26 protein-coding genes and 4 tRNA genes are annotated in these 24,528 nt (G+C 48.5%); 19 read left to right on the top strand and 11 right to left on the bottom strand.

Going from position 1 to position 24,528, the window contains the following annotated elements:
- The first annotated feature begins 257 nt into the window (after positions 1-257).
- On the top strand, positions 258-947 hold the full coding sequence (locus Q4A84_RS05805) for a class I SAM-dependent methyltransferase (protein ID WP_303087986.1): 690 nt from the start codon (positions 258-260) through the stop codon (positions 945-947).
- A 92-nt stretch (positions 948-1,039) separates the two neighbouring features.
- Here Q4A84_RS05805 and panC read toward each other — a convergent pair whose 3' ends face one another.
- From panC to pcnB, 7 genes are all read right to left on the bottom strand, one after another.
- Entirely contained in the window at positions 1,040-1,876 is an 837-nt protein-coding gene (gene panC / locus Q4A84_RS05800) for a pantoate--beta-alanine ligase (protein ID WP_303087985.1), read from the bottom strand.
- Between the two features lie 65 nt (positions 1,877-1,941).
- A complete protein-coding gene (locus tag Q4A84_RS05795; RefSeq protein ID WP_303087984.1) occupies positions 1,942-3,195 on the bottom strand; it encodes a PHB depolymerase family esterase in 1,254 nt (417 codons plus the stop codon).
- A 58-nt stretch (positions 3,196-3,253) separates the two neighbouring features.
- Positions 3,254-3,823 carry a tetratricopeptide repeat protein gene (locus Q4A84_RS05790; protein WP_303087983.1) on the bottom strand — a complete coding sequence of 190 codons (570 nt, stop codon included), beginning with the start codon at positions 3,821-3,823 and terminating at the stop codon, positions 3,254-3,256.
- A 24-nt stretch (positions 3,824-3,847) separates the two neighbouring features.
- Entirely contained in the window at positions 3,848-4,642 is a 795-nt protein-coding gene (gene panB, locus Q4A84_RS05785) for a 3-methyl-2-oxobutanoate hydroxymethyltransferase (protein ID WP_303087982.1), read from the bottom strand.
- Positions 4,643-4,812: 170 nt separating this feature from the next.
- Positions 4,813-5,460, bottom strand: coding sequence for a deoxynucleoside kinase (locus Q4A84_RS05780; RefSeq protein ID WP_303087981.1), 648 nt, complete (start codon positions 5,458-5,460; stop codon positions 4,813-4,815).
- A 97-nt stretch (positions 5,461-5,557) separates the two neighbouring features.
- Positions 5,558-6,040, bottom strand: a complete 483-nt coding sequence (folK, locus tag Q4A84_RS05775; protein ID WP_303088050.1) for a 2-amino-4-hydroxy-6-hydroxymethyldihydropteridine diphosphokinase — start codon at positions 6,038-6,040, stop codon at positions 5,558-5,560.
- Positions 6,041-6,118: 78 nt separating this feature from the next.
- Entirely contained in the window at positions 6,119-7,477 is a 1,359-nt protein-coding gene (gene pcnB, locus Q4A84_RS05770) for a polynucleotide adenylyltransferase PcnB (RefSeq protein ID WP_303087980.1), read from the bottom strand.
- Between the two features lie 351 nt (positions 7,478-7,828).
- Here pcnB and Q4A84_RS05765 point away from each other — a divergent pair, with 351 nt between their 5' ends.
- The 11 genes from Q4A84_RS05765 to Q4A84_RS05715 all read left to right on the top strand — a co-directional run bounded on the left by Q4A84_RS05765 (position 7,829) and on the right by Q4A84_RS05715 (position 15,077).
- A complete protein-coding gene (locus Q4A84_RS05765; RefSeq protein WP_303087979.1) occupies positions 7,829-8,014 on the top strand; it encodes a DUF3460 family protein in 186 nt (61 codons plus the stop codon).
- Positions 8,015-8,024: 10 nt separating this feature from the next.
- Complete coding sequence (locus Q4A84_RS05760) at positions 8,025-8,690, top strand: class I SAM-dependent methyltransferase (protein ID WP_303087978.1); 666 nt, start codon at positions 8,025-8,027, stop codon at positions 8,688-8,690.
- A gap of 19 nt (positions 8,691-8,709) precedes the next feature.
- Positions 8,710-9,393: a tol-pal system YbgF family protein gene (locus Q4A84_RS05755; RefSeq protein ID WP_303087977.1), complete on the top strand. Its 684-nt coding sequence runs from the start codon at positions 8,710-8,712 to the stop codon at positions 9,391-9,393.
- Between the two features lie 83 nt (positions 9,394-9,476).
- Positions 9,477-9,971 (top strand): 5-(carboxyamino)imidazole ribonucleotide mutase, encoded by a 495-nt coding sequence (gene purE, locus Q4A84_RS05750; protein WP_303087976.1) that lies wholly within the window; start codon positions 9,477-9,479, stop codon positions 9,969-9,971.
- 152 nt (positions 9,972-10,123) lie between these two features.
- Entirely contained in the window at positions 10,124-10,903 is a 780-nt protein-coding gene (gene yaaA, locus Q4A84_RS05745) for a peroxide stress protein YaaA (RefSeq protein ID WP_303087975.1), read from the top strand.
- A 69-nt stretch (positions 10,904-10,972) separates the two neighbouring features.
- Positions 10,973-11,063, top strand: a tRNA-Ser gene (locus Q4A84_RS05740).
- A gap of 17 nt (positions 11,064-11,080) precedes the next feature.
- Positions 11,081-11,170: transfer RNA gene (locus Q4A84_RS05735), tRNA-Ser, on the top strand.
- A gap of 33 nt (positions 11,171-11,203) precedes the next feature.
- Positions 11,204-11,294 (top strand) — tRNA-Ser (locus tag Q4A84_RS05730).
- Positions 11,295-11,486: 192 nt separating this feature from the next.
- Positions 11,487-12,884 carry a Trk system potassium transporter TrkA gene (gene trkA / locus Q4A84_RS05725; protein WP_303087974.1) on the top strand — a complete coding sequence of 466 codons (1,398 nt, stop codon included), beginning with the start codon at positions 11,487-11,489 and terminating at the stop codon, positions 12,882-12,884.
- A gap of 91 nt (positions 12,885-12,975) precedes the next feature.
- On the top strand, positions 12,976-14,439 hold the full coding sequence (locus tag Q4A84_RS05720) for a TrkH family potassium uptake protein (protein WP_303087973.1): 1,464 nt from the start codon (positions 12,976-12,978) through the stop codon (positions 14,437-14,439).
- Positions 14,440-14,543: 104 nt separating this feature from the next.
- Positions 14,544-15,077 (top strand): DUF2062 domain-containing protein, encoded by a 534-nt coding sequence (locus Q4A84_RS05715; RefSeq protein WP_303087972.1) that lies wholly within the window; start codon positions 14,544-14,546, stop codon positions 15,075-15,077.
- 48 nt (positions 15,078-15,125) lie between these two features.
- Here the strand turns inward: Q4A84_RS05715 and Q4A84_RS05710 are convergent, their stop codons facing one another.
- From Q4A84_RS05710 to Q4A84_RS05700, 3 genes are all read right to left on the bottom strand, one after another.
- Entirely contained in the window at positions 15,126-15,455 is a 330-nt protein-coding gene (locus tag Q4A84_RS05710) for a rhodanese-like domain-containing protein (RefSeq protein WP_303087971.1), read from the bottom strand.
- Positions 15,456-15,533: 78 nt separating this feature from the next.
- Positions 15,534-16,190, bottom strand: coding sequence for a protein-L-isoaspartate O-methyltransferase (locus Q4A84_RS05705; RefSeq protein ID WP_303087970.1), 657 nt, complete (start codon positions 16,188-16,190; stop codon positions 15,534-15,536).
- Between the two features lie 126 nt (positions 16,191-16,316).
- Positions 16,317-16,802: a GAF domain-containing protein gene (locus Q4A84_RS05700; protein WP_303087969.1), complete on the bottom strand. Its 486-nt coding sequence runs from the start codon at positions 16,800-16,802 to the stop codon at positions 16,317-16,319.
- Between the two features lie 186 nt (positions 16,803-16,988).
- Here Q4A84_RS05700 and tpiA point away from each other — a divergent pair, with 186 nt between their 5' ends.
- The 3 genes from tpiA to Q4A84_RS05685 all read left to right on the top strand — a co-directional run bounded on the left by tpiA (position 16,989) and on the right by Q4A84_RS05685 (position 18,213).
- A complete protein-coding gene (gene tpiA, locus Q4A84_RS05695) occupies positions 16,989-17,747 on the top strand; it encodes a triose-phosphate isomerase (RefSeq protein WP_303087968.1) in 759 nt (252 codons plus the stop codon).
- 11 nt (positions 17,748-17,758) lie between these two features.
- Positions 17,759-18,115 (top strand): preprotein translocase subunit SecG, encoded by a 357-nt coding sequence (secG, locus tag Q4A84_RS05690; protein WP_303087967.1) that lies wholly within the window; start codon positions 17,759-17,761, stop codon positions 18,113-18,115.
- Between the two features lie 12 nt (positions 18,116-18,127).
- Positions 18,128-18,213, top strand: a tRNA-Leu gene (locus Q4A84_RS05685).
- 309 nt (positions 18,214-18,522) lie between these two features.
- Here the strand turns inward: Q4A84_RS05685 and fumC are convergent.
- The gene (gene fumC, locus Q4A84_RS05680; RefSeq protein ID WP_303087966.1) at positions 18,523-19,911 is read right to left on the bottom strand and encodes a class II fumarate hydratase; all 1,389 of its coding nucleotides are present in this window, start codon (positions 19,909-19,911) and stop codon (positions 18,523-18,525) included.
- Between the two features lie 275 nt (positions 19,912-20,186).
- Between fumC and Q4A84_RS05675 the strand changes: the two genes are divergently transcribed.
- The 4 genes from Q4A84_RS05675 to Q4A84_RS05660 all read left to right on the top strand — a co-directional run bounded on the left by Q4A84_RS05675 (position 20,187) and on the right by Q4A84_RS05660 (position 24,457).
- Complete coding sequence (locus Q4A84_RS05675; protein ID WP_303087965.1) at positions 20,187-21,578, top strand: DHA2 family efflux MFS transporter permease subunit; 1,392 nt, start codon at positions 20,187-20,189, stop codon at positions 21,576-21,578.
- 110 nt (positions 21,579-21,688) lie between these two features.
- Complete coding sequence (locus Q4A84_RS05670; protein ID WP_303087964.1) at positions 21,689-23,146, top strand: mechanosensitive ion channel family protein; 1,458 nt, start codon at positions 21,689-21,691, stop codon at positions 23,144-23,146.
- Positions 23,146-23,589 (top strand): dihydroneopterin triphosphate diphosphatase, encoded by a 444-nt coding sequence (gene nudB / locus Q4A84_RS05665; RefSeq protein WP_303087963.1) that lies wholly within the window; start codon positions 23,146-23,148, stop codon positions 23,587-23,589. The genes Q4A84_RS05670 and nudB overlap by 1 nt, the downstream gene beginning before the upstream one ends.
- Before the next feature lie 100 nt (positions 23,590-23,689).
- On the top strand, positions 23,690-24,457 hold the full coding sequence (locus Q4A84_RS05660; RefSeq protein ID WP_303087962.1) for an endonuclease/exonuclease/phosphatase family protein: 768 nt from the start codon (positions 23,690-23,692) through the stop codon (positions 24,455-24,457).
- Positions 24,458-24,528 lie beyond the last annotated feature (71 nt).

The following is a 24,528-nucleotide window of genomic DNA, read 5'->3' as shown; positions in this document are numbered from 1 at the left end:
TCAAGAGATTATCTGGCAAATGTCGTTTGAAAAAACTAGGTCGTGTAGGAAAAGGTTTGCATGTTTTATTTTGAAATGCCTGCTTCATTGGTATGATGCGTGTTTTATTTCGCGAATATCAAGGTGCGTTATCAATTGACATTATGGCGGTTCATTCCTTTCAAACTTAGTTTGGCATTTTTATTTGCATTTGGAAAATGTTTAAAAGCCGCCTGTAAATTGACCAACGTTTCTTAAACGATAACGGATTTAAGGATATGAATCGCAACAATCTGAGTTGTTGGTTTGATGAAACATTACTGGGACATTACGTGCAGCAGCAGGAAGAAAGTTTCTTCAATCATTCTGCTTCGCGTTATGCCTTTGGCACGACGGTACAGATGGGGATGCCGGAATGGGCTTTGCTTGGCGGCCATCAAGTTATCCGCTGCGAATATGATTTCAAAATGCGAGCAGAATATTCCGCTTGGATGACCGGTTCGTTAGACTTGCTGCTCATGCCGCATGTGTTGGAGTTTTGTGATGCATATACTTTAGCTTTGGCCGAGGCATACAGAGCATTAAAACCTGAAGGTCGTTTGGTGCTGACCGGATTAAACCCGCATTCCATTTTGAGGTTTAGCCGTTGTTTTAACAAAAAATATTATCCTCTGAAAAATAAATGTATACCATTGCCGCGCTTGAAAAAAAGCGTTCACAACCTGGGTTTTTCAATCGAAAGCGGACGATTTATGGCATATCGGCCTATGGTGCAGAATAAATCGGCACTGCATTTGTTGGGCTTTATGGAAGCGGCAGGCGATCGCTGGTGGCCGCATGCGGCGGCAGTATACGGATTAGTGCTGACCAAACGACAAGCAGGTGTGCATCTTTTAACACAAACGGAACAAAACCAGTCGACGGAGGAAATCATGGCGCTGACTCCGGCAAGAGTAAAATGTGGCTGATATCAAAAACTGTTTTAAAAATTGAACAATGCCTGTCTGAAAAGAGGTTTTCAGACAGGCATTGTTTGTAATCCGGCAAATCGCTATACGTATCAGTCTAGACTTACTTCGATATTGTCGATTAAACGAGTATTGCCTAAACGGGCCGCCGCAACAATGACAATATGCTTGTCGCCGGCATGAGCCACTTGCAGGTTACCGGCATGGCGAACTTCCACATAGTCGATCGCCCAGCCTGCATCATGCAAATGTTGTTTGGCGACATTTTCTAATCCCGCATAATCGACATCGCCGCTTTCGATGGCTTGAGCCATTGTAATCAATTCCCGATATAACCTCGGCGCTTCTAAGCGCTCGGCCTGGCTCAGATATTGATTGCGACTTGACAGTGCCAACCCGTCGGCAGCCCGCCCCGTGTCGACCGGAACGATTCGGATATCCATATTCAAATCATCAACCAAGCCTTGAATAATGGTCAGTTGCTGGTAATCTTTTTTACCGAAACAGGCTACGTCAGGCTCAACGATATTGAATAATTTCGTAACAACGGTAGCTACGCCGCGAAAATGCCCGGGTCTAAACATTCCACACAATTCGTTTTGCAGATTCGGCGGCTCCACATTATATTGTTGCTGAACGCGCGGGTACAATTCCCGTTCGTCGGGCGCAAATATAACAGCCACGCCCTCGCCTTCCAGCTTGGTGGCATCTTGTTGCAAGGTGCGCGGATACTGATCAAAATCTTCGCCTTGCCCAAACTGCAAACGGTTCACAAAAATGCTGACTACGATTTGATCGGCATATTTTTTGGCCTCCCGCACCAAAGCCAGATGCCCCTCGTGCAAATTGCCCATGGTCGGTACAAACGCCACAAGCCCTGCCTCTTTGCGCCATTCCCTTAATTCTTTGATTGTATGGATAATTTTCACATTAATACTTTCATAAATTAAACAATCCATGCTTGCTTAAACACAAGCATGGTTTCAGACAGGCATCAGGGTTTACGTTGGCTGAACAACCAATCACGTATGGCGGCAATATCATAAGCCACTTTCCAAGTACCCACATGTGCCTGGCCCTTATTGGTACTGTTCGGATCCTTCACCTGATCGGGCAGCGTTCCTGAGCGAATGGCCGCATAGTGCACGTTGCCGCCTTTAGCAAGCAACCGGCGGGTTTCTTCGTTCATTTGTGCGATATTGCTGCCATCCGCAAACACAGCTTTCTGAACATCAGCACCATGTTTGGCCAGCACCTCGGTAATCGCATTTTCACCCGGATAGGCTTTGGCATCATCTTGGGAAACCAAAATAAACAGTTTGTTTTTCGCCATCGGCGCCGTTTTTTCAGGCGCCCATTGGCCTGCCACGATATAGCTGGCGGCAAAAAAATCAGGATATTTGATATTCATTGCAATCGACATCATGGCGCCGCCGCTCTGGCCGGTTGTATAAATACGCTTGTCGTCAATGCGATATTGCCGTTCCAGTTGTTTAATCAGATTAATCGTCGGATCAAGGTCGACAGGATCATCGGAATTATCGTTCACAATCGTATGATCATATTGAGGCGCCAATACAAAAGCCGGATGCTTAGCTTGAAACTCAGGGCTGGCAAATGAAGTTGCACCGTCGCCTTGCAACAACGCATTGCGTACATTGCTATTGGTAGCGCCCGCATCATGAATAAACATTACCAACGGATAACGCTTTTTCGGATCGTAATTTTTCGGTACAAACAGATTGTATTTAACCGTAACGCCGCTGGCAGGGTCTTTAAACTCGGCTTGTTTGAAATCATCAACGATTTCATTCACCATACGGCTGCTTTGCGCTTTGCCTGGCATAACGACTCGTTGCTTGGCAGCTTTCAAAGGCTTAACCTGTGAAACTTGCAAATTAATCTTTCTTTCTACCGAAGGGTCGTGACCTTCATGTACGGTGAGCGCGGCATCAGCATCATCGGGCGACAACTTGATCATCACGATTTTTCCACTCTTAGGACGACTGGCAGACGCAATACGGTCAGTTGCATAAACCCCGGTAACCGTACGCCCGGCGACTTGAAAGCTGTCGGTTGATAACGTTGAATTGTTGATTGGTTCATCATATTCCACTGCGGCGGCGGTTACCTTCTGCCCATACGGTGTAGATTCGCTCAATGCAGTAACATTTTTAATGCCCGCATGGGCAACCGCAACAGGTAGTGCCATCAATAGCAAAGAAGTAATCATGCTTGTTGGCTTCATAAATGGTTTCCTTCAAATTATCGTAATTGAAATGCCTGTCTGAAACAGCATTGATACCTTATGGCGTACCCAACCGCTCAAGCGCTTTTTTGGCCTGCTCTTCTCCCACAGCCGCCGCCTGCCGGTAATAAGCAACGGCTTTTTGCTTATCCGCGGCAACGCCGATACCGTTTTCATACATTCTGCCCAAAGCCGTAATGGCAGGGGCTGCGATGATATCTCCGCGCATAGCTGATTGTTCGTACCAATAACGGGCTTTAGCATAATCCCGAGGCACGCCGTTGCCGTTTTCATACGACCAGCCCAACCAATATTGGGCGGTAATATCACCTTTCTCGGCAGCGCGCGAAAATGCGGCTGTCGCTTCAGTCAAATCTTTTGACACGCCGTAGCCGTTAAGATACATCAACCCGATATAACGGGCGGCCTTCATATGCCCCAACTGCTCTGCCTGCTGGAAAAAAGGAAATGCAGCCGTGTAATTTTTCCGTTGATATTCGGCAATGCCTTGATCCAAAGCGGCCTTGGCTTCTACTTTAATTTCCATCGATGCACCTTTGGTTTCATTCGACGGCACGTTGCAAGCAGCAAGCCCCGAAGCCATCATCAGGATTAAAATTTTTTTCATTGCCATATCGTTTCGCCCTTCTTTTTAAGATGCAAACGTATGTTCCGGAGCGGGGAAAGTTTGATTTTTTACCGCGTCAACATAAGCTTTTACCGCATCTTGGATACTAGTCTGTTCAATCATGAAATTTTTCACGAATTTAGCCGTTTTGCCGGGAAACACGCCCAGCATGTCGTGCATAACCAATACTTGACCGTCGCAATCCAAGCCCGCACCGATGCCGATGGTAGGACACGACACGCGTTCGGTAACCAGCCGCCCCAACTCGGCAGGAACACATTCCATCAAAATGATGGCCGCGCCCGCCTGATTATGCGCTTGGGCATCATGCAAAAGTGCCGACGCCGCTGCATCGCCTTTTCCCTGCACTTTGTAGCCGCCGAACGCATGCACCGACTGCGGCGTCAGCCCGATATGGGCGCACACCGGTATTCCGCGCATTTGCAGAAAACCAGTGGTTTCCGCCATCCATGCGCCGCCTTCCAGCTTAACCATATGAGCCCCCGCCGCCATCAATTCAGCCGAAGCAGCGAAAGCCTGTTCTTTGCTGGCCTGATAAGCGCCAAACGGCAAATCGGCCACAATCATCGCATTCCGATTGCCCCGCGCTACGGCGGCAGTGTGATAACACATATCGCGCAAAGTAACCGGCAGCGTCGATGTTTGGCCCTGCACGGTCATGCCGAGTGAATCGCCCACCAGCAAGACATCTACACCCGCTTCGTTCATCAAAGCGGCAAAACTGGCTTCATAGCAGGTAAGCATGGCGATTTTCTCGCCTTCGGTTTTCATTTTCTGCAAGGTATTAACGGTAATCATGTATTTTTATATTCCGAAATATAATTCAATTTTGGTTTGTCTTGCGTTAGGTATTTGGCTTCTCTTTGAAAAAACTATTTAAAAAAAAGCTTGTTTCCAACCAACACGAAATATGCCTGTCTGAACAATTCAGCCGCATAAAATCAAGTGCTTTCAGACAGGCATTAGGTTTATTTTTCACTTAAGTTTAAATAATGGCGGCTGCCTTTCATATCGCCCATCGCACGAATAAGCATTTCAAAATGCTCTTCGTTTTCTTCAAAATCCATTTCATCGGCATTGGCGATCAGCAGCGGAGAGTTTTGATAAAGATGGAAAAAACGGCGGTATTCTTCATGAATCTGATTCAAATGCCCCGCAGGGAAGAAATTTAAAACGTTATCTCCACGTTTTTGCAGGCGTTTTTTCGTATTTTCAACCGAAGTTTGCAAATAAATCACCAAATCGGGAACTGGAAATTCAGGCATGATTTTGTTTTTAATCTGCCAGAATAAAGTTTGCTCGTTGCCCGGCTCCTTGCCTTTCAACACCACCGGCACGAATATCTGGTCTTTTTCCAAAAGGAAATCCGCCACGATACGGCGGTTGCCTTCTTCTTCCGCGTTGATGGTGTCGACCGCTTCGGCGCGCCGCATCAGATAATAGAGCTCGGTAGCCAAGCCGTGATTGGTGGTATTGAGGTAAAACTGCTCCAGAAAAGGGTTGCGCTCCGGGTTTTCAGTTAAATAAAGCGCATCGAAATACTCTGCCAAACGTCGGCTGACTTCCGATTTTCCACTGCCTATGGTGCCTTCTACAACAATATAACGATAATCCATTCGGTTTGTTTCCTTTATTTTTCCATCGGCCGATTATTGCCAAGCGCGGCAATTTAGGCAAGTGCCGTTAAAACCATATCCGTTCCGTTTATGACATTCATATTTTAATCAAACCTTCGCTACCCAAACGCTCGGCTATTTGCCCCGCACTTTCCGCCATCCCCGGCAAGGCAAACTCCGGAGCAATCTCGGCCAGCGGCCACATCACAAAGCCGCGTTCCGACGCTCTCGGATGAGGCAAAGTCAGCCGAGGATCATCAGACTGAATACCCGCATAATCAATGATATCCAAATCCAGAGTACGCGGCGCGTTGCGAAAAGCACGCTCGCGCCCCGCTTCTGCTTCAATCCGATTGAGCGTTGCCAATAAATCGGCAGCAGCCAGCTCCGTTTCGATAATACAAACGGCATTGATAAAATCCGGCTGATCGGTATAGCCGACGGGCGCCGTGCGATAAAGCGAAGAAGTTTTCCGAATCCACACTTTCGGATGTGCGCCCAATGCGGCAAGCGCATTGTGAATTTGCTCTTCGGGATTTTGCAGATTACTGCCTAATGCGATAACGGCTGTTTGCTTCATCATCTGTTCCGTAGCAATGCCTGCCTGAATAATTCAGACAGGCATTGCCTTTATTTAAGAAACTGCTGAAACACCGTTTCAGCTATCGGATTCAACCGCTGCTTGCGGTTTGCGTTTACGCGGTTTGCGGCGGCGTTTTTTCTTAGGCTCGCCCGTTTCGCCGTTTTGAGTAAAAATGATATGACCGGCCGCCGTCATTTCTTGACGTTGTGTTTCATCTGCATGTTGAAACACAGTCCACCAATCGGCCAATTCCTGCGACACCTCGCCTAATTGGGCGCGCAATATTAAAAAGTCATACGCTGCGCGGAAGCGTTGCTGCGACAACAAGCGATGCGGGCGCCCGCCGCGGATAAAATCGAATTGCGGCTGAAACGTCCAGATTTCACGCATGGTTGCCGAAAAGCGTTGCGGCACGCCCCAGCCTTTTTCCATTTCCTCGCGTATTCTGGCAATAGCGCTGTTTAAAGCCGCCGCAGATTTCTCTCCTTGAGCCAAATGTTGCTGCCAATAGCGGTAAACCTGAGGCCACAACACCGCCGCCAATACAAAACCGACCGACACCGATTTATCGGCACGCAAGCGCTCGTCGGTATTCTTCAGCGCCAACGAAACCATGCTTTTGCCATCCTGTTGACTCGATTGCTGCAACGCGTCCAAAATCGGATGGATAGAAGTGTCGATGGCGGATTTTCTGAGCGCGGCCACACAGGCGCCACCGTATCCTGAAAGCAGGATTTTTAAAATTTCGTCAAACAAACGCGCTACCGGCTCATCTTTCAAGCGCGCCGAATTGGCTTGAATCGGCGCTGCGGTCGCCGCTTCGATTTCAAACTCCAATTTGCCCGACAAACGGATGGCTCGCAAAATCCGCACCGGATCTTCCTGATAACGCGCTTCCGGCTCGCCGATCATCACAAGCCGTTTAGCCCGCACATCTTCGACACCATGATGAAAATCAATGATTTCGCGCCGTATCGGATCGAAATACAAGGCATTGCAGGTAAAATCGCGCCGCATCGCGTCTTCTTCTATCGAGCCGTAAGTATTGTCTTTCATAATACGGCCGTGTTCGTTTTGCTGCGCGCTCTGGCCGCCGCGAAAAGTGGTTACCTCGATGGTTTCCGGCCCCACCATCACATGCACGATTCGGAAACGCCGCCCGATAATCCGGCTGCGGCGAAACACCTTCCTTACTTCCTCGGGCGTGGCGTTGGTTGCCACGTCAAAATCTTTCGGCTCCACACCCAATAACAAATCGCGCACCGCACCGCCTACCACATAAGCTTCGTAACCCGCCTGATGCAAGCGTTCTACAACTTTTTCAGCGGCAAAATTCAATTTGTCTGCGTCCAGGTGATGCTCCGAAAACGGCAGCACGCGCTTATGCGCACGTGCTTTGGCCGGTACCATCTTACGCCACAATTTTTTCAGCATAGTCTTCCTGTGTTTACAAACCCATCATCAATGCCTGTCTGAAACACAAAGATTCCGCTTAAAACCTTTGCAGAAGCATCTTGCCGCCAAATGCCTCTGCAAAGGTTTCAGACAGGCATACCAAACGGACCAATTATACCCGCATGCGCGGCGCTGACAATTTGTTTTGCAGGCGGCTATCACAGATTTACGTTGCTGCCGACAAAAAAATTTCACGCTATAATAGCAACAAAGCCATACAAAAACCGAAAAGCAGGGCCAACCGGTTGGTTTCCTGTCGTGAAATTTACGGCCTCAGCAACCGGCAAGAGGCTGAAACACCAAAACCAATACAATCATAAGGAATAAAACATGTATAACTATCAATCCGAAACAACCCAGTTTCTCAACGAATACATTGAAAAACACCCTAAAGAAGCCGAACAGCGCCTCAAAAACCGCGGCTTGCTGTGGGATGTAGAACTCAGCCCCGAAGAACAGGCCGGTTTCGAAGCAGCCAAGCTGCCGAAAAAACCCTACGCCTACCAGCCCGACTAACATCAACAACATGAGCATCCACGCCACTTCCGCCAGCGGATTAACGGAATACCTGCGTACCATCGGCGAAGCGGAGCATCCCGCGTTGACGCAGCTACGCCGGGAAACCTCAAGCCACCGCTTGGGCAAGATGGCGATTGCACCCGAACAAGCGGCCATGCTCGCCTGGCTCGCGCGGTTAATCCGAGTGGAAAATTATCTGGAAATCGGCGTTTTCACAGGCTACAGCAGCACCGCCGTGGCGCTCGCCCTTCCTGAAAACGGAAAACTAACCTGTTGCGACATCAACGTCAGCTTTACCGATATCGCCCGTCAATCATGGAATCGGGCAGGCGTTGCCCATAAAATCTCCCTCCATCTGCAGCCGGCTCTGATAACGCTCGACGAATTGATTGCCGAAGGCCGCGCCGCCAGCTACGACATGGCGTTTATCGATGCAGATAAGCCGCCTACCCCGCAATACTACGAACGATGCCTCACATTGGTACGCAGCGGCGGCATCATTGCCATAGACAACGTGTTACTGAGCGGGCGGGTTGCCTCTCCCGTTACCGACGACGACACCCCGGCCGTTGGCATTCTGCAAACCTTCAATGCAAACCTGCCACACGACAACCGCATCATTCCCATCACCCTGCCCATAGGCGATGGTTTGACGCTTCTTCTAAAAAAATAAATACCTTATCGCCCGTATTATGATGAAAAAAGCCCTGCCCCTCTTATTAATCTGCACCCTGACCGCTTGCGCAGGCAGCCGTTTGCCACACACGCCCGGTCAGCCGAACGAGTCCGACATACAGGAAGAAAGCATCCGTTATCCCGCCCCCGATGCGCAAACCCAAATCAACCAACTCGGCATTCAAGTCAGCCGCTTAGAGCAGCAAGTGCAGATTCTACAAACCCGCGTCAGACAACTTGAGCGTCGCAGCAGCCGGCCGGCCTCACGAACCGCGCCCTCTTCCGGCAGCAGCATTTCGGCCGCAGAAGCCGCACAAAGCCAGCAGGTACAACAAAACGCCGTAGAAACCCTTCAACGCGCCCAAAGCCAATATCGCAGCGGGCACTTCGCCGCTGCCGCTGCCACGCTCAAACAAGCTGAAAGCGGCGGCGACGGCAGCGATACCGCCCGCAAAAGCATGTTTTTGCTGATGCAGAGCCACCAACATTTAAAAAACTGCGAATCCGTCATCAACATCGGCAACCGCCTTGCCATTCGCTACCGCAACAGCAGCGAAGCGCCGGAAGCCTTGTTCAATATCGGCCAGTGCCAATACAACATGCAGCAGCGCGACATCGCCAAAACCACTTGGCGCAAACTGGTTCAAACCTATCCCGACAGCCCCGCCGCAAAACGCGCCCTCAAGCAGCTTAACCAATAAACCCACCGTTTTCAGACAGGCATCCGTCCATCAAATGCCTGTCTGAAAATCATCTCCTACTCATCAAGCTCAAGGAAAACAACATGGCTAAAATCGGTATCATTATGGGCAGCAACAGCGACTGGCCCGTTATGCAGCATGCCGCCCGCTTTTTAAAAGACTTCGGCGTCGAATACGAAGCCCGCGTCGTCTCCGCCCACCGCACGCCCGATTTAATGTTTGAATACGCGGAAACCGCTCGCAGCAGAGGCCTGAAAGCCATCATCGCAGGAGCCGGCGGCGCAGCTCATTTGCCCGGCATGGTGGCGGCCAAAACCACCCTTCCCGTACTCGGTGTGCCCGTACCTAGCAAATACCTGCACGGTGAAGATTCTTTATTGTCTATCGTACAAATGCCCAAAGGCATTCCCGTTGCCACCTTTGCCATAGGCGAAGCCGGCGCCGCCAACGCCGCCCTGTTTGCCCTTTCGCTGCTGGCCAACGAAGATTCCGCTTTGGCGCAAAAATTAGACGACTTCCGCAAAAAGCAAGAGCAAACCGTTTTAGACATGACGCTGCCCGAAGCACCGGAACTCTAGCCCGTTAATAGCACAATGCCTGTCTGAAAACACATTCAGACAGGCATTCCGTTTACATTAATCGACACCATTGCCGATTTCAACAGCAACAGCCTTGCCAAGCGGCCACAGCGGTTTTAAAGTGTAGACCGTCCGATTTTGAAAGAAGCCCTATGTTTTTCATACTATCTCCCGCCAAAAATCTCAACGAAAAAGACCCTTCGCCCACCACCCGCTTTACCCAGCCCGATTTACTGGCAGAATCGGAAAAACTGATGCGTGAAGTACGCAAACTCGCCCCGCAAGACATCGCAGCGCTGATGCACGTTTCCGACAAAATCGCCTTGCTCAACGCCGAGCGTAACGCCGCATGGCACACTCCGTTTACCCCCGAAAACGCCAAACAAGCGGTTTACATGTTTAACGGCGACGTTTACGAAGGCCTGAATGCCGCAGATCTGAATACCGACGCAATCGACTATTTGCAAAACCACGTCCGCCTGCTTTCCGGCTTATACGGCTTATTGCGGCCGTTAGATTTAATTCAGCCCTATCGGCTGGAAATGGGTACGCCGTTTGCCAACACACGCGGCAAAAACCTTTATGAATTCTGGGGCGAGCGCATTACCCGGCTGCTCAATCAAACTATGGCTCAAGCCGGCAGCAGCGTTTTGATTAATCTTGCCTCCCAAGAATATTTCAAAGCCGTTCAGACCGGAAAACTCAATGCGCGATTGATTACCCCCGTATTCAAAGATGAAAAAAACGGCCAATATAAAATCATCAGTTTTTATGCCAAACGCGCACGCGGCCTGATGGTGCGCTACGCCGCCGAACAAGGCATTACCCAGCCGGAAGACCTGAAAAATTTCGATTACGAAGGCTATACATTCCATCCCGCCTCGTCCAACGAAAACGAATGGGTATTCCAACGGCCCGAACAACGCAAATAAAGAAACAAACGCACGAAAACCACTTGGCAAAACCTTTCTTTTCCGCTAATATCCGCGTCTTCAAGAAACGGAAGCGTGGCAGAGCGGTTTAATGCAACGGTCTTGAAAACCGTCGAGGGTTGATAGCCCTCCGTGAGTTCGAATCTCACCGCTTCCGCCAATCTTCAAAAGCATGCAGGAGGCGTGGCAGAGCGGTTTAATGTAACGGTTTCGAAAACCGTCGAGGGCTAACCCCCTCCGTGAGTTCGAATCTCACCGCCTCCGCCAAAAACCTCGAAGTGATTTTGTTTTATTCAAGAAGGAAGCGTGGCAGAGCGGTTTAATGCAACGGTCTTGAAAACCGTCGAGGGTTGATAGCCCTCCGTGAGTTCGAATCTCACCGCTTCCGCCAAATCCGGTAAAAGCCGCTGAAAGCGTTCAGCGGCTTTTACTCTTTCTTTCTGAACTCTCAAGCAAAGCCGTCTCCTTGCATTTCAAACACACATTAAGCAGTTAGCTCGCCAGTGCCATGCCTGTCTGAAAACATGATTTTCCGGTTTTGGTTTACAATAACGCCGATTCCAACGGAGCAAACGGTTCGAACGTGAAAATTCTAATTCTCGGCAGCGGCCAAGTCGGCTCGACTTTGGCCGACAATCTGGCGCAAGACAATGATGTAACGATTGTCGATATAAACGAGCAGGCGTTAAAAAACATCGGCAGCCGGCTGGACGTGCAGACGATTGTGGGCAACGGCGCTTCTCCGGCGGTACTCGAATCGGCCGGTGCCGCGGATTCCGATTTATTGCTGGCGGTAACGCGCAGCGATGAAACCAATCTTCTGGCCTGTAAAATCGCTGCAGACATATTCAATATTCCAGACCGAATAGCCCGCGTGCGCCAAACCGATTACGTCGAATACAAAATCGATAAAGAAGACGAATTGGAAAACTGCCTGCAAATTTTCGGCGTAACCGATTCCATCCACCCTGAAGACTTGGTCACGGAGCGGTTGGTTGGCTTGCTTAGCTACAACAATGCTTTGCAGGTATTAAGTTTTGCCGATGAAAAAGCCAAAATGATTATTGTCGAGGCGCACAACGGCGGCCTGCTGGTCAATCGGGAAATTTCGGAAATCAACAGCCACCTGCCCGAAGGCGTGGATTGCCAGATTTGTGCCATTTACCGTAACAACCGCTTGATTGTGCCTTCAGCAAAAACAATTATTATCGAAGGCGACGAAGTATGCTTTCTGGCCGACAGCCGTTATGTAAAAACCATTCTGCGCGAGCTCAGGCCTTTTGCCCAACGCACCAAGCGCGTGATTATTGCCGGTGGCGGCAATATCGGCTACCGGCTGGCGAAAGAAGTGGAAAACCTGTATGACATTAAAATCATCGAAAATCGGACGCAACGTGCCGAATGGCTGGCTGAAAATCTGGATAACGCGCTGGTCTTGCTTGGCTCGGCTTCCGATGAGAATTTGCTTGCGCATGAAAATATTGATGAAACCGATGTATTTTGCGCGCTGACTAACGATGATGAAAACAACATCATGTCGAGCCTGCTGGCCAAAGACTTGGGTGTCAAACGGGTGCTGACGATTATCAACCGTTCACGTTATGTGGATTTGCTAGAAGGCAACCAGATTGACATTGTGGTGTCGCCCAATTTGGTGACCATCGGTCATATCATGGCGCATATCCGGCGCGGCGATGTGGTTGCGGTGTATTCTTTGCGGCGCGGTACGGCAGAAGCCATCGAAGTTGTGGTACACGGCACGCCGGAAACCTCTGCTTTGGTCGGCCGTCGGGTTTCCGAAGTAAAATGGCCTTCCGGCTGCCATTTTGCCGGCCTTGTTCGTGAAAACGAGGTAATGATGGGGCACAAGGAAGATGTGGTGCTGGTCGACGGCGATCATGTGATTTTCTTCGTTTCCCGTCGACGCGTGCTTCGCGAGCTGGAAAAACTGATTCAAGTCAGAATGGGCTTTTTCGGCTAAGAAAAACCTTTTCAGACAGGCATTACACCCATTAAGTTAAGCAAGACAACAGCCCGGATAGGCAATGCCTGTCTGAAAACAACAAACCACCATGCAAAACCGTAAAATTCTTCCCATCATCCACGTATTGTCAAAACTCGGCGTGTTTTATGCCATGATTTTGATGATACCGACGCTGTTTTCCTATTTTTATGTGGACGGCACGTTTACTGTGTTTGCCCAAACCGCTTTCGTAACATTTATCGGCTCCGCGGTCAGCTGGCTGGCAACACTCAATTTCCAACGCGAGCTGCTGCCACGCGACGGCTTCACGCTTGTGGTGATGCTTTGGGTCGGTTTTGCGGCCATTTCCGCCGTACCGCTTTATCTTTACCTGCCCGACATGAGTTACGGCGATGCTTTTTTCGAAGCCATTTCCGGCCTGACTACCACCGGTGCCACAGTCATATCCAGCCTCGACACATTGGCCCCTTCACTCAACTTCTGGCGCCATATGCTCAACTGGCTGGGCGGCATGGGGATTATTGTGTTGGCCGTAGCCGTATTGCCGATGCTGGGCGTGGGTGGCACGCAACTGTTCAAAGCCGAAATTCCGGGTATTGATAAAGACAGCAAAATCGCGCCGCGTATTTCCCAAGTGGCGAAAAGATTGTGGATTTTCTATTCATTAACCACCGCCTTGGCTTTCTTTGCCCTTCATTGGGCAGGCATGAGCTGGTTTGACGCGCTGTGCCACGCGTTATCGGCCATCTCCCTCGGCGGCTTTTCCACCCACAACGACAGTGTTATTTATTTCAACTCCATTGCCATTGAAATCGTATTGTCTGTGGTGACCTTACTGGGCGCCATTAACTTCGCCAGCCATTTCTCTGCTATACGCGAGCGCTCGCTTAAAGGATACTGGCTCAATGAAGAAAGCAGAACGATGCTGTTATTGCTTACCAGCAGCATCCTGATATGCAGTTTTTACCTCTGGCATAAAGAATATTACGCCAGCTTGCCGGAAGCATTCCGTTTCGTTAGCTTCAACTTCATTTCAACCGGCTTGGCCGGCGGTTTTGCCAACTATGATTTCGCCAAATGGCCGCTGATCGTATCGCTCTGGATGTTTTTCCTCGCCAATATTCTCGCGAATACCGGCTCGATGGGCGGCGGTGTCAAAATGGCGCGGGTCGTGGTATTAGCCAAATTCAGCCTGCGCGAGATGCTGTTATTGCTCCACCCGAACGCCGTGCGTACGGTAAAAGTCGACAAACGCCTGATTTCCGAGCGTACCGCATTGGCCGTGATGGCGTTTATCTTTGTGTATTTCATGACCATCATCTTTTTTACTTTCGCCCAAATGATAGCCGGCTTGGATTTTATGACCGCCTTTACCGCCACCGTCGCCTGCATTACCAATGCCGGCCCGGGTTTGGGCGCCGTCGGCCCTGCCCACAATTACAGCGAATTGAGCGATATGCAAAAATGGTTATGTTCTATCGTCATGCTGCTGGGCCGGCTGGAAATTTTTACCGTGTTCATCCTCTTTACACCCGCTTATTGGAAAAAATAAATTCATAGCAAAATGCCTGCCTGAAAACCGCTTTGTTTTCAGACAGGCATTTAAATTTCGATTACCGATACCATATAAGTTTTTTACCGCACACATCCAAACCTATGACCGAACCACGCCGAAAAACCTTACGCCAACGGCTGCCAAAACGTGAAGACATATTCGCCTCGCGTTGGACCAAGCCTTTCGCACCGATGTTTGACAAACCCTATTTCTGGACGCTCAACCGTCGGCAGGCCGCCGTTTCCGTAGCAGTAGGACTATTTTGCGGCTTGATGCCCGGCCCTACTCAGATGCTTAGCGCATTAATCATTGCTTATTTCTTACGCACCAACCTACCGCTTGCCGTATTTACTACGCTGTATACCAATCCGATTACCTACATGCCACTCTATTACTTGGCCTACCGCATCGGAAGTTTTTTGATGGGACAAGAAGCAGGCACCCTAAATTTCCCTCAATGGGGCGACAATTTTTTCAGCGAAGCATGGGCATGGCTTATTGGCACGGGAAAACCGCTGCTTATCGGTGTCCCGATACTCGGCAGCATATTCGCCATTGTCGGCTATTTTGCCGTGTTACTACTCTGGCGCGCATATACCGCCCATCATTGGCACAAGCGGAAGGCCAAAAGGTAAAAGAATTGCTTCCTTAGTCAGGCCTCAACACCATAACCGACGGTTGGATCAATAACGAGGTACTTCCGGATCAACCTCTAAAGCCCACGCATCAATTCCTCCTTTGAGGTTGTATAAGTCTTCAAAACCTGCTTCCGCCAGATACATGGCACTATGCAAGCTGCGTATGCCATGATGACAATAAAGCACGATCGGGCAACCATCCGGCAATTCGTTATGCCGCAAAGGAATCATGTTCATCGGAATATGAACATGATTAGGAAGGCTGCAAAACGCAACTTCATCATCTTCCCGCACATCTAACAATATCGTATCCGGATGGGCCTCTAAGAAAACTTTCAATTCATCGGGCGTAAGCTGGGAAATAACAGGATTCATAAGGTTTCCCTATCATAGAATAAAGAATAAGCTGCATTTTAAAGCAGCTTATTTCATAAAGATAACCAACAAAACAGATTAAAAACTGAACTTCGTCGAAGCCACAACCTTAGGCGCCTGCAAGCCTGCAACCATCGTGTCAAATAAAACAACGTCAGTAAAATCATCACCGTGCCGCGTAATCAAACGAGCGTGTTGCACGGGTTTGCCACCCGTAATAATAACCAACCGCCCGCCTTCTTTCAGCTGGCCTTTCAAAACTTCCGGCACAGCGGGTACGCTGCCGCCTACATAAATGGCGTCAAACGGCGCGCCGCCAACCAGCTCGGTCAAACCGTCGCCATTTTGAAAAACGATATTTTCCTGCCCGATTTTATCCAGCGCCGCTTTGGCAAGGGTTTGTTGAGCCGCATCCAAATCAATGGTAACCACTTCTTTGGCCAGCTTAGCCAATAAAGCGGTAGCATAGCCGGAACCGGTGCCAATTTCCAAAACTTTCTCATCTTTTTTCAACGCCAAAGCTTGCGCCAAACGAGCAACAACTCGCGGTTCCAACATATACCCGCCGTTAGGAAGAGGCAGGCTGATATCGGCATATGCGTAATTTTTTTGTTCTTCGGTCACAAACTCTTCGCGCGGAATGGTTTCCAATGCGTCCAAAACATCAAAATCCAGTACATCCCACGGGCGGATTTGTTGTTCTACCATATTGAAACGTGCTTTGTAAAAATCCATGGCGTGGCTCCATTGTTTATCATTATCGATAGTAATCTGGCGCTGATTATAATGCTTTTGTTTAGGTTTTAACAGTAAAGCCTGCCTGAAAATTCCCATCGGTTTTTCAGACAGGCTCTCATCAATTCAATTGAAATGTTGTTTTGAAATCATAAGACAGATTTGCGCCAAATAATCCGCATCGGTCTGATCGAATTGGTTTAATTGGTCGGAATCCACATCCAAAACCGCTACCACATTACCCGCTTCATTAAAGATTGGCACCACAATTTCCGATTGTGAAAAAGAGGAGCAAGCAATATGCCCTGCATAACGGTTAACATCGGGTACCACAATGGTCTGCCCGCTGGCCCAACTTTGCCCACAAACCCCACGATCATAATCAATCCGAGTACAAGCCACCGGGCCTTGAAACGGCCCCAGAACCAACTGATCATCTTCCACTAAGTAAAAACCAACCCAAAACCAGCTGAATGCCTGTTTCAAAACAGCCGTGATATTGGCCAGATTGGCTGTTAAATTGGCTTCTCCCTCGATAACAGCCCGAATCTGAGGCAATAGTTCACGGTAAAGTTCCGGTTTTTCACGGGAAGAAAAAGCAACTTCATACATATCGTTCTATTCTTTTCAATTCAAAAATCATATTAATAAAATGAGCAAGTTTCTTGCAGACTGAGCACTATATCACCAGCACGCTACACCTTACTACAAAACAGCAAGACGATGCAGTTAATTTGCGGTACAATCGGCAAGCACAGCAACCGCCTGCCATGAAAATGCAAGAAAGGAAAGCAAACCATGTGGGATAAAAAATGGGTCATCGGCAACTGGAAAATGAACGGCCAGTTGCAAAATAACAATGCGCTTGTCCACAAATTGCGCTCGCTTCATAAAGTGGACAATGTATGCATCGGCATTTCCCCGCCCACGGTTTACCTATCGCAAGTACATAATGCCATTAAAATCGTCTTAGAAAACAAAATCCTGACCTGCGCGCAAGACGTAAGCCGTTTTAACGGCAATGGCGCCTATACCGGCGAAGTATCGGCTGAAATGATGAAAGACGTCGGAGTCGACATCGTTTTGATCGGCCATTCCGAACGCAGCCTTTATTTTAATGAAAAAAACGACATACAACGCCACAAAATCGAAAATGTGCTCAATGTAGGGCTCATACCCCTCTTGTGCGTGGGCGAAAGCCTAAAAGAACGTGAAGACGGCAGGGAAAAAGAAGCCGTAGCCTACCAACTTTCCGTATTCAAAGGCTTAAAAACCAAAAATTTTGCCGTAGCCTACGAGCCGGTATGGGCCATCGGCACAGGCAAAGTCGCCACCAAAGAGCAAATTGCCGATATGCACGATTTTATTTACAACGAAATCTTGTCATTATGTGGTGACGATGCTAAAATTCGCGTTCTTTACGGCGGCAGTGTAAACGAAAAGAACGCGGCTGACATCTTCAGCGTATCCCACGTTGACGGCGCATTGGTTGGCGGCGCATCGCTTAAATACGAATCGTTTACCGCTATTATCGAAGCCGCCCAAGAATCTTCTTAATAAAGAATATTATGGAAACCATTAAAACCATTATCTGGCTATTGAACATTTTTGCTTCAATTACCGTGATTATCTTGGTCCTGATGCAGCAAGGCAAAGGCGCTGACGCAGGAGCCACATTTGGTGGTAGTGGTAGTGCTCAAGGCGTTTTTGGTTCGGCAGGCAGTGCCAACTTCCTCAGCCGCGCTACAGCCATCGCAGCAACAGTTTTTTTCGCAAGCTGCCTAAGCTTAGTGTACATTGACACCAACGTTCCAAAGCACGGGCTGGATTTTAGCTCAGTACAACAGCAAAATGCCCCAGCGAAAGAAAACAAAACCTCAGCGCCTGCCGCCGATACAAAATCAGCCGCTTCCAGCGCTCAATAAATTAAAGTTTATGCCGACATGGTGAAATTGGTAGACACGCCATCTTGAGGGGGTGGTGACCCTAGGTCGTATGAGTTCAAGTCTCATTGTCGGCACCAATAAAATGAATAAAATTAACAACATAGCACATAACTTGTGTCAATGGTGTGCATTTTATTTATTTAATGAAAATCAGGATATTGTATTTTCAATATCCTGATTTTTTTACTGTATTGATCGATAGCAATACAAGAACATTTTTAATTTTGAATACAAGACATATCAAAAGCCAGCCCATGCTTTAATTATAATTGACTTAAATTATTTTCATAAAGTCTATTACTGCAAGGTTAAGTTTTCAGACAGGCTTTTAATTAAAAATCGCCCGAAGGATAATCCTTCGGGCGATTTTAGGCTTTGTTTTAAATTTAACGCGGGCTGACCATATCTTCGGGTTTAACCAACTCGTCAAACTCCTCTCCTGTTAGCAAGCCCAGTTCAATCGCTGTTTCGCGCAGAGACTTATCGTTTTTATAAGCCGTTTTAGCAACCTTGGCTGCATTTTCATAGCCGATTTTGCGATTAAGTGCGGTGACCAACATTAGCGAATGATGCAGGAAATAGTCGATTTTTTCTGGCACAGGCTCAATGCCGGCGGCACAATTTTCATTAAAGCTGTTGCAAGCATCTCCCAATAGGCGGATGGACTGCAACAGATTGTAGCCGATAACCGGCATATACACGTTCAGTTCAAAATTGCCGCTTGCCCCTGCCATACCGATGGTAACGTCATTACCAAACACTTGGCAGCATACCATCGTCATCGCTTCGCATTGGGTAGGGTTAACCTTGCCCGGCATAATGGACGAACCGGGTTCGTTTTCAGGAATCTTGATTTCGCCTAAACCGCACCGCGGGCCGCTGGACAACCAACGAACGTCGTTAGCAATTTTATTCAAGCTGGTGGCCAATGTTTTCAAAGCACCGGATGCATAAACGGCCGCATCGCGCCCAGCAAGCGCTTCAAATTTGTTTGGAGCGGTTACAAAAGGCAAGCCGCTTAACTCGGCCAACTTAGCCGCGGCTTTAACGGCATATTCAGGATGGCTATTCAAGCCGGTGCCAACGGCAGTGCCGCCCAGAGGCAGCTCATACAAACCTTTGAGGGCATCTTGCAAACGGATTAAACCATGATCAAGCTGGTTAACGTAGCCCGAAAACTCTTGCCCCAGTGTTAACGGTGTGGCGTCTTGCAAGTGAGTACGGCCTATTTTAACGATGGATGCAAATGCTTTGGCTTTCTCGTCCAAAGTGTTGCGCAAAGCTTGAACGGCGGGAATCAGCAATTTGTTGATTTGTATTGCCGCCGCCACATGAATGGCGGTGGGAAAACTGTCGTTGGTGGATTGGGCGTGATTGACATGGTCGTTCGGGTGTACGGGCTGATATGCGGCCAAGCCGGTACCGGCAATTTCATTGGCGCGATTAGCCAATACTTCGTTCATATTCATGTTAGATTGCGTACCGGAACCGGTCTGCCATACGACCAACGGAAATTGCCCGTCCAATTTGCCGGCCAACACATCATCGGCGGCTTGGGTAATCAAATCTGCCTGCTCCTGCTTAATACGGCCGAGCGAAGCATTGGTGGCGGCAGCCGCCTTTTTTACCAAAGCCATGGCCTCAATCAGAGGTTGCGGCAAGGTTTCTCCGCCAATTTTAAAATTATCTCGGCTGCGTTGGGTCTGCGCGCCCCAATAAGCTTCAGACGGTACTTCTACATTGCCCATGGTATCGTGTTCGGTACGGGTAGCCATTCGGATTCTCCTTTTAAGCGGTTGTTTTCGATAGACAAAGAAGCCGGCTGCGATTACCGGCTCTGAATTCAGCAAATTCGATTATATATTATTTATCAACAAATGTTACAGCCGACAACAAATCCATGCAGCGAGTAATCAATACGCTACCCACGCCTGCACCTAGTGATTTGATTCTTGCTTGAAATCGGCTTATTCTATTAGGGTTTTCAGACAGGCATTCCTTACCTTTTGAGCATTACTCCAACCATTCATAATCTGATATTTCGATTAAAATGACTTCTTCCAAACCGCACAAACATTTGCCTTTTTTGCTTGCATTATCGATTTTCATGCAAATGTTGGACGCCACCATCCTCAATACGGCATTGCCCAAAATGGCGTTGGACTTGCACGAGTCGCCGCTTAATATGCAATCGGCAGTGATTTCTTACGCTCTCACGCTGGCGTTGCTGATGCCGTTAAGCGGCTATTTATGCGACCGTTACGGCACGCGCAAAGTATTTGCCGTCGCAATGGGGTTGTTTGTTGCCGGCTCATTAATGGCAGCGGCGGCGCCTAATCTTAATATGCTGGTTATTGCACGGGTGGTTCAAGGAATGGGCGGTTCCATGCTGATGCCCGTACCTCGTTTGGTTGTGATTCGCGCTTATGAAAAAAACCGGTTGTTATCCGTCATGAACTACATCATTATGCCCGCGCTTTTAGGCCCTGTGCTTGGACCTTTGGTTGGCGGCTATCTGGTGGAATATGCGAATTGGCATTGGATTTTCTTAATTAATGTGCCGATTGGCGCCATTGGTATTTTACTCACGCTCAAAATTCTGCCGGATTTTTACTCGCCGGAAAATAAAGTGTCGCGATTCGACGTATCAGGATTTTTATTGTTTGCGGCAGGCGCAGTATTGCTTAGTTTTGCGATGGAAACGCTGACTCGGCCCGGTGCATACCGCTTCGCCATTGCCGCGGCCATTCCCGGCATTATTGCATTCTGGCTTTACCTGCAACATGCCAAGCATAATGAACAAGCTCTTTATCCCTTGCATCTGATTCAAGTGCGAACGTTCCGCCTTGGCATATCCGGTAATCTCGCTTGCCGCCTCGGCATGGCGGCCGTGCCTTTCTTGTTGCCTTTGTTGTTACAAGTCGTATTTGGAAAAAGCCCCGCAGAATCAGGCTGGACGCTCGCGCCCATCGCACTGGCGGCTTTATTGACCAAACCCTTAGTCAAGCCGCTGATTGAACGCGCGGGCTACCGGAACACATTAATCTGGAATACGCGCATTATCGGCGTAGTGATTATGTTGCTGTCTTTCCCGACCGCCCAAACGCCATTTTGGCTCTTGATTCCATTATTGTTTTTTTTAGGAATGTGCAATTCCCTGCAATATTCTGCGATGAACACTTTAACCATAGCCGATTTACGGCCGCAGCAAACCGGTAGCGGCAATAGTCTGATGACGGTCAACCAGCAGCTTGCCATTAGTTTAGGCATCGCATTAGGTGCCTTATTGCTAAACCGTTTCAGTATTCCGGAAATCAGCAACGGTGATTTGCACAATGCGTTTCGCTACACCTTCTGGGTTATCGGTGCGATAACATTTGCTTCCGCCCAAATATTCACTCATTTGCACAAATATGACGGCGGCAACCTGACCGAACATTAAAAACCACAATAAAAATAATACCGAGGTTTTTCAGACAGGCATTTCCTTCTTTTCCAATATCAACGACATTCTTTATAATGCAGCTAATTTCCTTTTTATCATTATTTTCCATGCCTTCCTTACTCAATTTTTTAGATATTTCATTATCAGTATCCAACTTGGGCACATCCGATTTAATTCACAATACCGGTCAAAATTTCAAGCAATTTTTACTTTCCTTGTTTCAGCGCGACGAATTTACCTCGCAGCTTTTGCAAGTAAGCATTCAACATCCTTCAAGTTGGATTGATATCGCTGTAGTCATCGGCATTATGGGCTTGTCTTTTTGGCTATCCCAAATATTAATACGCAAATATCTGATTTCCAACAACACCCACTTTACCTTTCTGCGCCATCTCGGCAAGCGGATATTATGGCCCGTATTAATGCTGGTCATCACATTCTTTGCCGTTATCGTATGGAATGTTCTCGGTTTTCATCCGCTCTGGTTGCGCTTTCTCTTGCTGGCCACCCAATGGATGATTCTCATACGCACTGCCCTAGCCATCGTACATGTGGCCATGCCCGCGCATAAATTATCCGGCTGGCTCGAACGCACTTTAGCCAGTGTGTTTTGGGGCTGCTTCCTACTTTGGGTTTCCGGTATTAGCGACATCATTATCAACTGGATGAAAGGTCTTGAATTTACCGTCGGCTCCAGCACGCTAAACCTTTACACCATCGTTACCGGCGCGCTCTGGGTTGGTATGATTATGGTTTTGGCCATGTGGCTTGCCAAAATCATCCAGAATAAATTGATGGCCAGCACCAGGCTTGATATCAATCTGCGGATTATGCTGTCGAATATCATCAAAACTGTTTTAATGATTCTCTCCGTGTTAATTGCCTTACCATTGGTCGGCATCAATTTAACCGTCTTGTCGGTATTCGGCGGCGCATTGGGCGTCGGCATCGGCTTTGCGTTGCAAAAAATCGCCAGCAATTACATTTCAGGGTTCATCATCTTGGGCGACCGCTCCATCCGCCCCGGCGACAGATTGACGGTCAACAACTTTACCGGTTATGTAACCAAAATCACTTCCCGCTTCGTCGTATTGCGTAGCTCTGCCGGCGCCGAAGCTTTAGTGCCGAACGAAACCTTCATCACCTCCATGGTGGTCAACGAATCCTATACCGGCAAATCCTTGTCGCAAAGCTTGGATGTACAAGTATCATATAGTTCCGACATCGTGCGGGCATTGGAAATCATGCAATCTTGCGCCGCCGCCCAAAGCCGCGTCGAAAGCACGCCGCCGCCCAAAGCTTATTTGATCGGCTTTGCCGATAACGGCATCGACCTCCGCGTAACTTTCTGGGTGGCCGATCCGGAAAACGGCTTCCTCGGTTTGTTTTCGGCCATTTTGTTAGACATCTGGAAACACTTCAACGAAGAAAATATCGAGTTCCCGTTTCCTCAACGCGAAGTGCGCATTCTCAACGAAGCCGCAGAACCCACCGACACAGCCATTTTGCGTGCCGGCATCAAAGCCCGTAATAACACCGAATCCATCGATCCGGACAGCAATTAATGACACAACAATCAAAACCCCTCAAAAAACCCATTTCAGTTTTAGTCGTATTGCACGACGGAAAGGGAAATATCTTATTGTTGGAACGCGCCGATCGCGCAGGATTTTGGCAATCGGTTACAGGCAGCATCGAATCAGGAGAATGCCTGTCTGAAACCGCCCTACGCGAAGTATGGGAAGAAACCGGCATCCGTTTGTCGCACAACGATTTAAACGATTGGCACGAACACACGGTATATGAAATCTATCCCCATTGGCGCCATCGGTATCCCGCCGGCACCACCCACAATACCGAACACTTTTTTTCCGCAATCATTCCCCAAAACAGCACAATCAAGCTAACCGAGCACACCGCTTATCAGTGGCTCGATATGGCGGCAGCAGCCAAACTGGTATTCTCACCATCCAACCGTTCCGCCATCTTAAATTTAGCGCAACATTAAAAATGCCTGTCTGAAAAGATTGAATATCTTTTCAGACAGGCCTATATTGTTATTTGACTATACTTATAAACAACACAAACTTTACGGAAAACCAAACCGCATGCCGTCTCCAAGCCCCATTAGCATCGCAACCTACAACATGCACAAAGGCATGTCTCCGCTTAACCGTTTCGTTTACGTCGACAACATGGCCGAAGCCATCAAAAGCCTGCGTGCCGATATTTTGTTCCTACAAGAAGTGCAAGGTGAAAACCTGCAACGCCAATTCAAATTACCGGAATTTCCCGACCAGCCCCATTACGACATCCTCGGGCAACGCCTCGCTTACCATTCCAGCTACGGGAAAAACGCTGTCTACAAAGAAAAACACCACGGCAACGCCATTCTCAGTCATCTGCCTATCGACACCCGCCACAATCTCAATATCACAGTCAACAAACTTGAAAAACGAGGCGTGTTACATTGCGAAATCCAACCTGAAGGTTGGCCGCTTCCCATCGTTTGCCTATGCGCCCACCTTAATTTATTGGAAACCGACCGCGTAAAACAATACACCGCCATTTTTGAATACGTAACCACATACGTCCATCCCCAAAGCCCGCTCATTCTTGCCGGCGACTTCAACGATTGGCGTCAAAAATCCTGTTTAAACATCGGCCGCACACTCGGCCTGACAGAAGTCTTCGTCAGCTATTTCGGCTCACGCCCCAAAACCTTCCCCGCCCGCATGCCACTCCTAAGCCTTGACCGCATCTACACCCGCAATCTCAGAATTATTGATGCCAAACTACACAATAGCGCCCCATGGCTAACCCTATCAGACCACCTGCCCCTAAGCGCAACATTGGTGCCCATATTGCACCACTAATAGACAAATTATTTTAAATTAGGGGCTGTCCTAGATAACTAGGGAAATTCAAATTTAAGTTAGAATTATCC

It is taken from the genome of Neisseria sp., from assembly GCF_030527965.1.
In the GTDB taxonomy this organism is placed as follows: domain Bacteria; phylum Pseudomonadota; class Gammaproteobacteria; order Burkholderiales; family Neisseriaceae; genus Neisseria.
This window is presented reverse-complemented; position numbering and strand designations above follow the sequence as displayed.

Bases quoted from the DNA above. Each gene is read 5' to 3' on its own strand.
- nudB (WP_303087963.1), top strand. From the start codon at position 23,146: ATGACACAACAATCAAAACCCCTCAAAAAACCCATTTCAGTTTTAGTC.
- Q4A84_RS05660 (WP_303087962.1), top strand. From the start codon at position 23,690: ATGCCGTCTCCAAGCCCCATTAGCATCGCAACCTACAACATGCACAAA.
- Q4A84_RS05710 (WP_303087971.1), bottom strand. From the start codon at position 15,455: ATGAATCCTGTTATTTCCCAGCTTACGCCCGATGAATTGAAAGTTTTC.
- panB (WP_303087982.1), bottom strand. From the start codon at position 4,642: ATGATTACCGTTAATACCTTGCAGAAAATGAAAACCGAAGGCGAGAAA.
- fumC (WP_303087966.1), bottom strand. From the start codon at position 19,911: ATGGCTACCCGTACCGAACACGATACCATGGGCAATGTAGAAGTACCG.
- Q4A84_RS05765 (WP_303087979.1), top strand. From the start codon at position 7,829: ATGTATAACTATCAATCCGAAACAACCCAGTTTCTCAACGAATACATT.
- Q4A84_RS05755 (WP_303087977.1), top strand. From the start codon at position 8,710: ATGATGAAAAAAGCCCTGCCCCTCTTATTAATCTGCACCCTGACCGCT.
- Q4A84_RS05700 (WP_303087969.1), bottom strand. From the start codon at position 16,802: ATGTATGAAGTTGCTTTTTCTTCCCGTGAAAAACCGGAACTTTACCGT.
- Q4A84_RS05780 (WP_303087981.1), bottom strand. From the start codon at position 5,460: ATGGATTATCGTTATATTGTTGTAGAAGGCACCATAGGCAGTGGAAAA.
- Q4A84_RS05720 (WP_303087973.1), top strand. From the start codon at position 12,976: ATGCAAAACCGTAAAATTCTTCCCATCATCCACGTATTGTCAAAACTC.
- purE (WP_303087976.1), top strand. From the start codon at position 9,477: ATGGCTAAAATCGGTATCATTATGGGCAGCAACAGCGACTGGCCCGTT.
- folK (WP_303088050.1), bottom strand. From the start codon at position 6,040: ATGAAGCAAACAGCCGTTATCGCATTAGGCAGTAATCTGCAAAATCCC.
- Q4A84_RS05805 (WP_303087986.1), top strand. From the start codon at position 258: ATGAATCGCAACAATCTGAGTTGTTGGTTTGATGAAACATTACTGGGA.
- secG (WP_303087967.1), top strand. From the start codon at position 17,759: ATGGAAACCATTAAAACCATTATCTGGCTATTGAACATTTTTGCTTCA.
- Q4A84_RS05715 (WP_303087972.1), top strand. From the start codon at position 14,544: ATGACCGAACCACGCCGAAAAACCTTACGCCAACGGCTGCCAAAACGT.
- Q4A84_RS05705 (WP_303087970.1), bottom strand. From the start codon at position 16,190: ATGGATTTTTACAAAGCACGTTTCAATATGGTAGAACAACAAATCCGC.
- tpiA (WP_303087968.1), top strand. From the start codon at position 16,989: ATGTGGGATAAAAAATGGGTCATCGGCAACTGGAAAATGAACGGCCAG.
- pcnB (WP_303087980.1), bottom strand. From the start codon at position 7,477: ATGCTGAAAAAATTGTGGCGTAAGATGGTACCGGCCAAAGCACGTGCG.
- yaaA (WP_303087975.1), top strand. From the start codon at position 10,124: ATGTTTTTCATACTATCTCCCGCCAAAAATCTCAACGAAAAAGACCCT.
- Q4A84_RS05675 (WP_303087965.1), top strand. From the start codon at position 20,187: ATGACTTCTTCCAAACCGCACAAACATTTGCCTTTTTTGCTTGCATTA.
- Q4A84_RS05790 (WP_303087983.1), bottom strand. From the start codon at position 3,823: ATGAAAAAAATTTTAATCCTGATGATGGCTTCGGGGCTTGCTGCTTGC.
- Q4A84_RS05760 (WP_303087978.1), top strand. From the start codon at position 8,025: ATGAGCATCCACGCCACTTCCGCCAGCGGATTAACGGAATACCTGCGT.
- Q4A84_RS05795 (WP_303087984.1), bottom strand. From the start codon at position 3,195: ATGAAGCCAACAAGCATGATTACTTCTTTGCTATTGATGGCACTACCT.
- Q4A84_RS05670 (WP_303087964.1), top strand. From the start codon at position 21,689: ATGCCTTCCTTACTCAATTTTTTAGATATTTCATTATCAGTATCCAAC.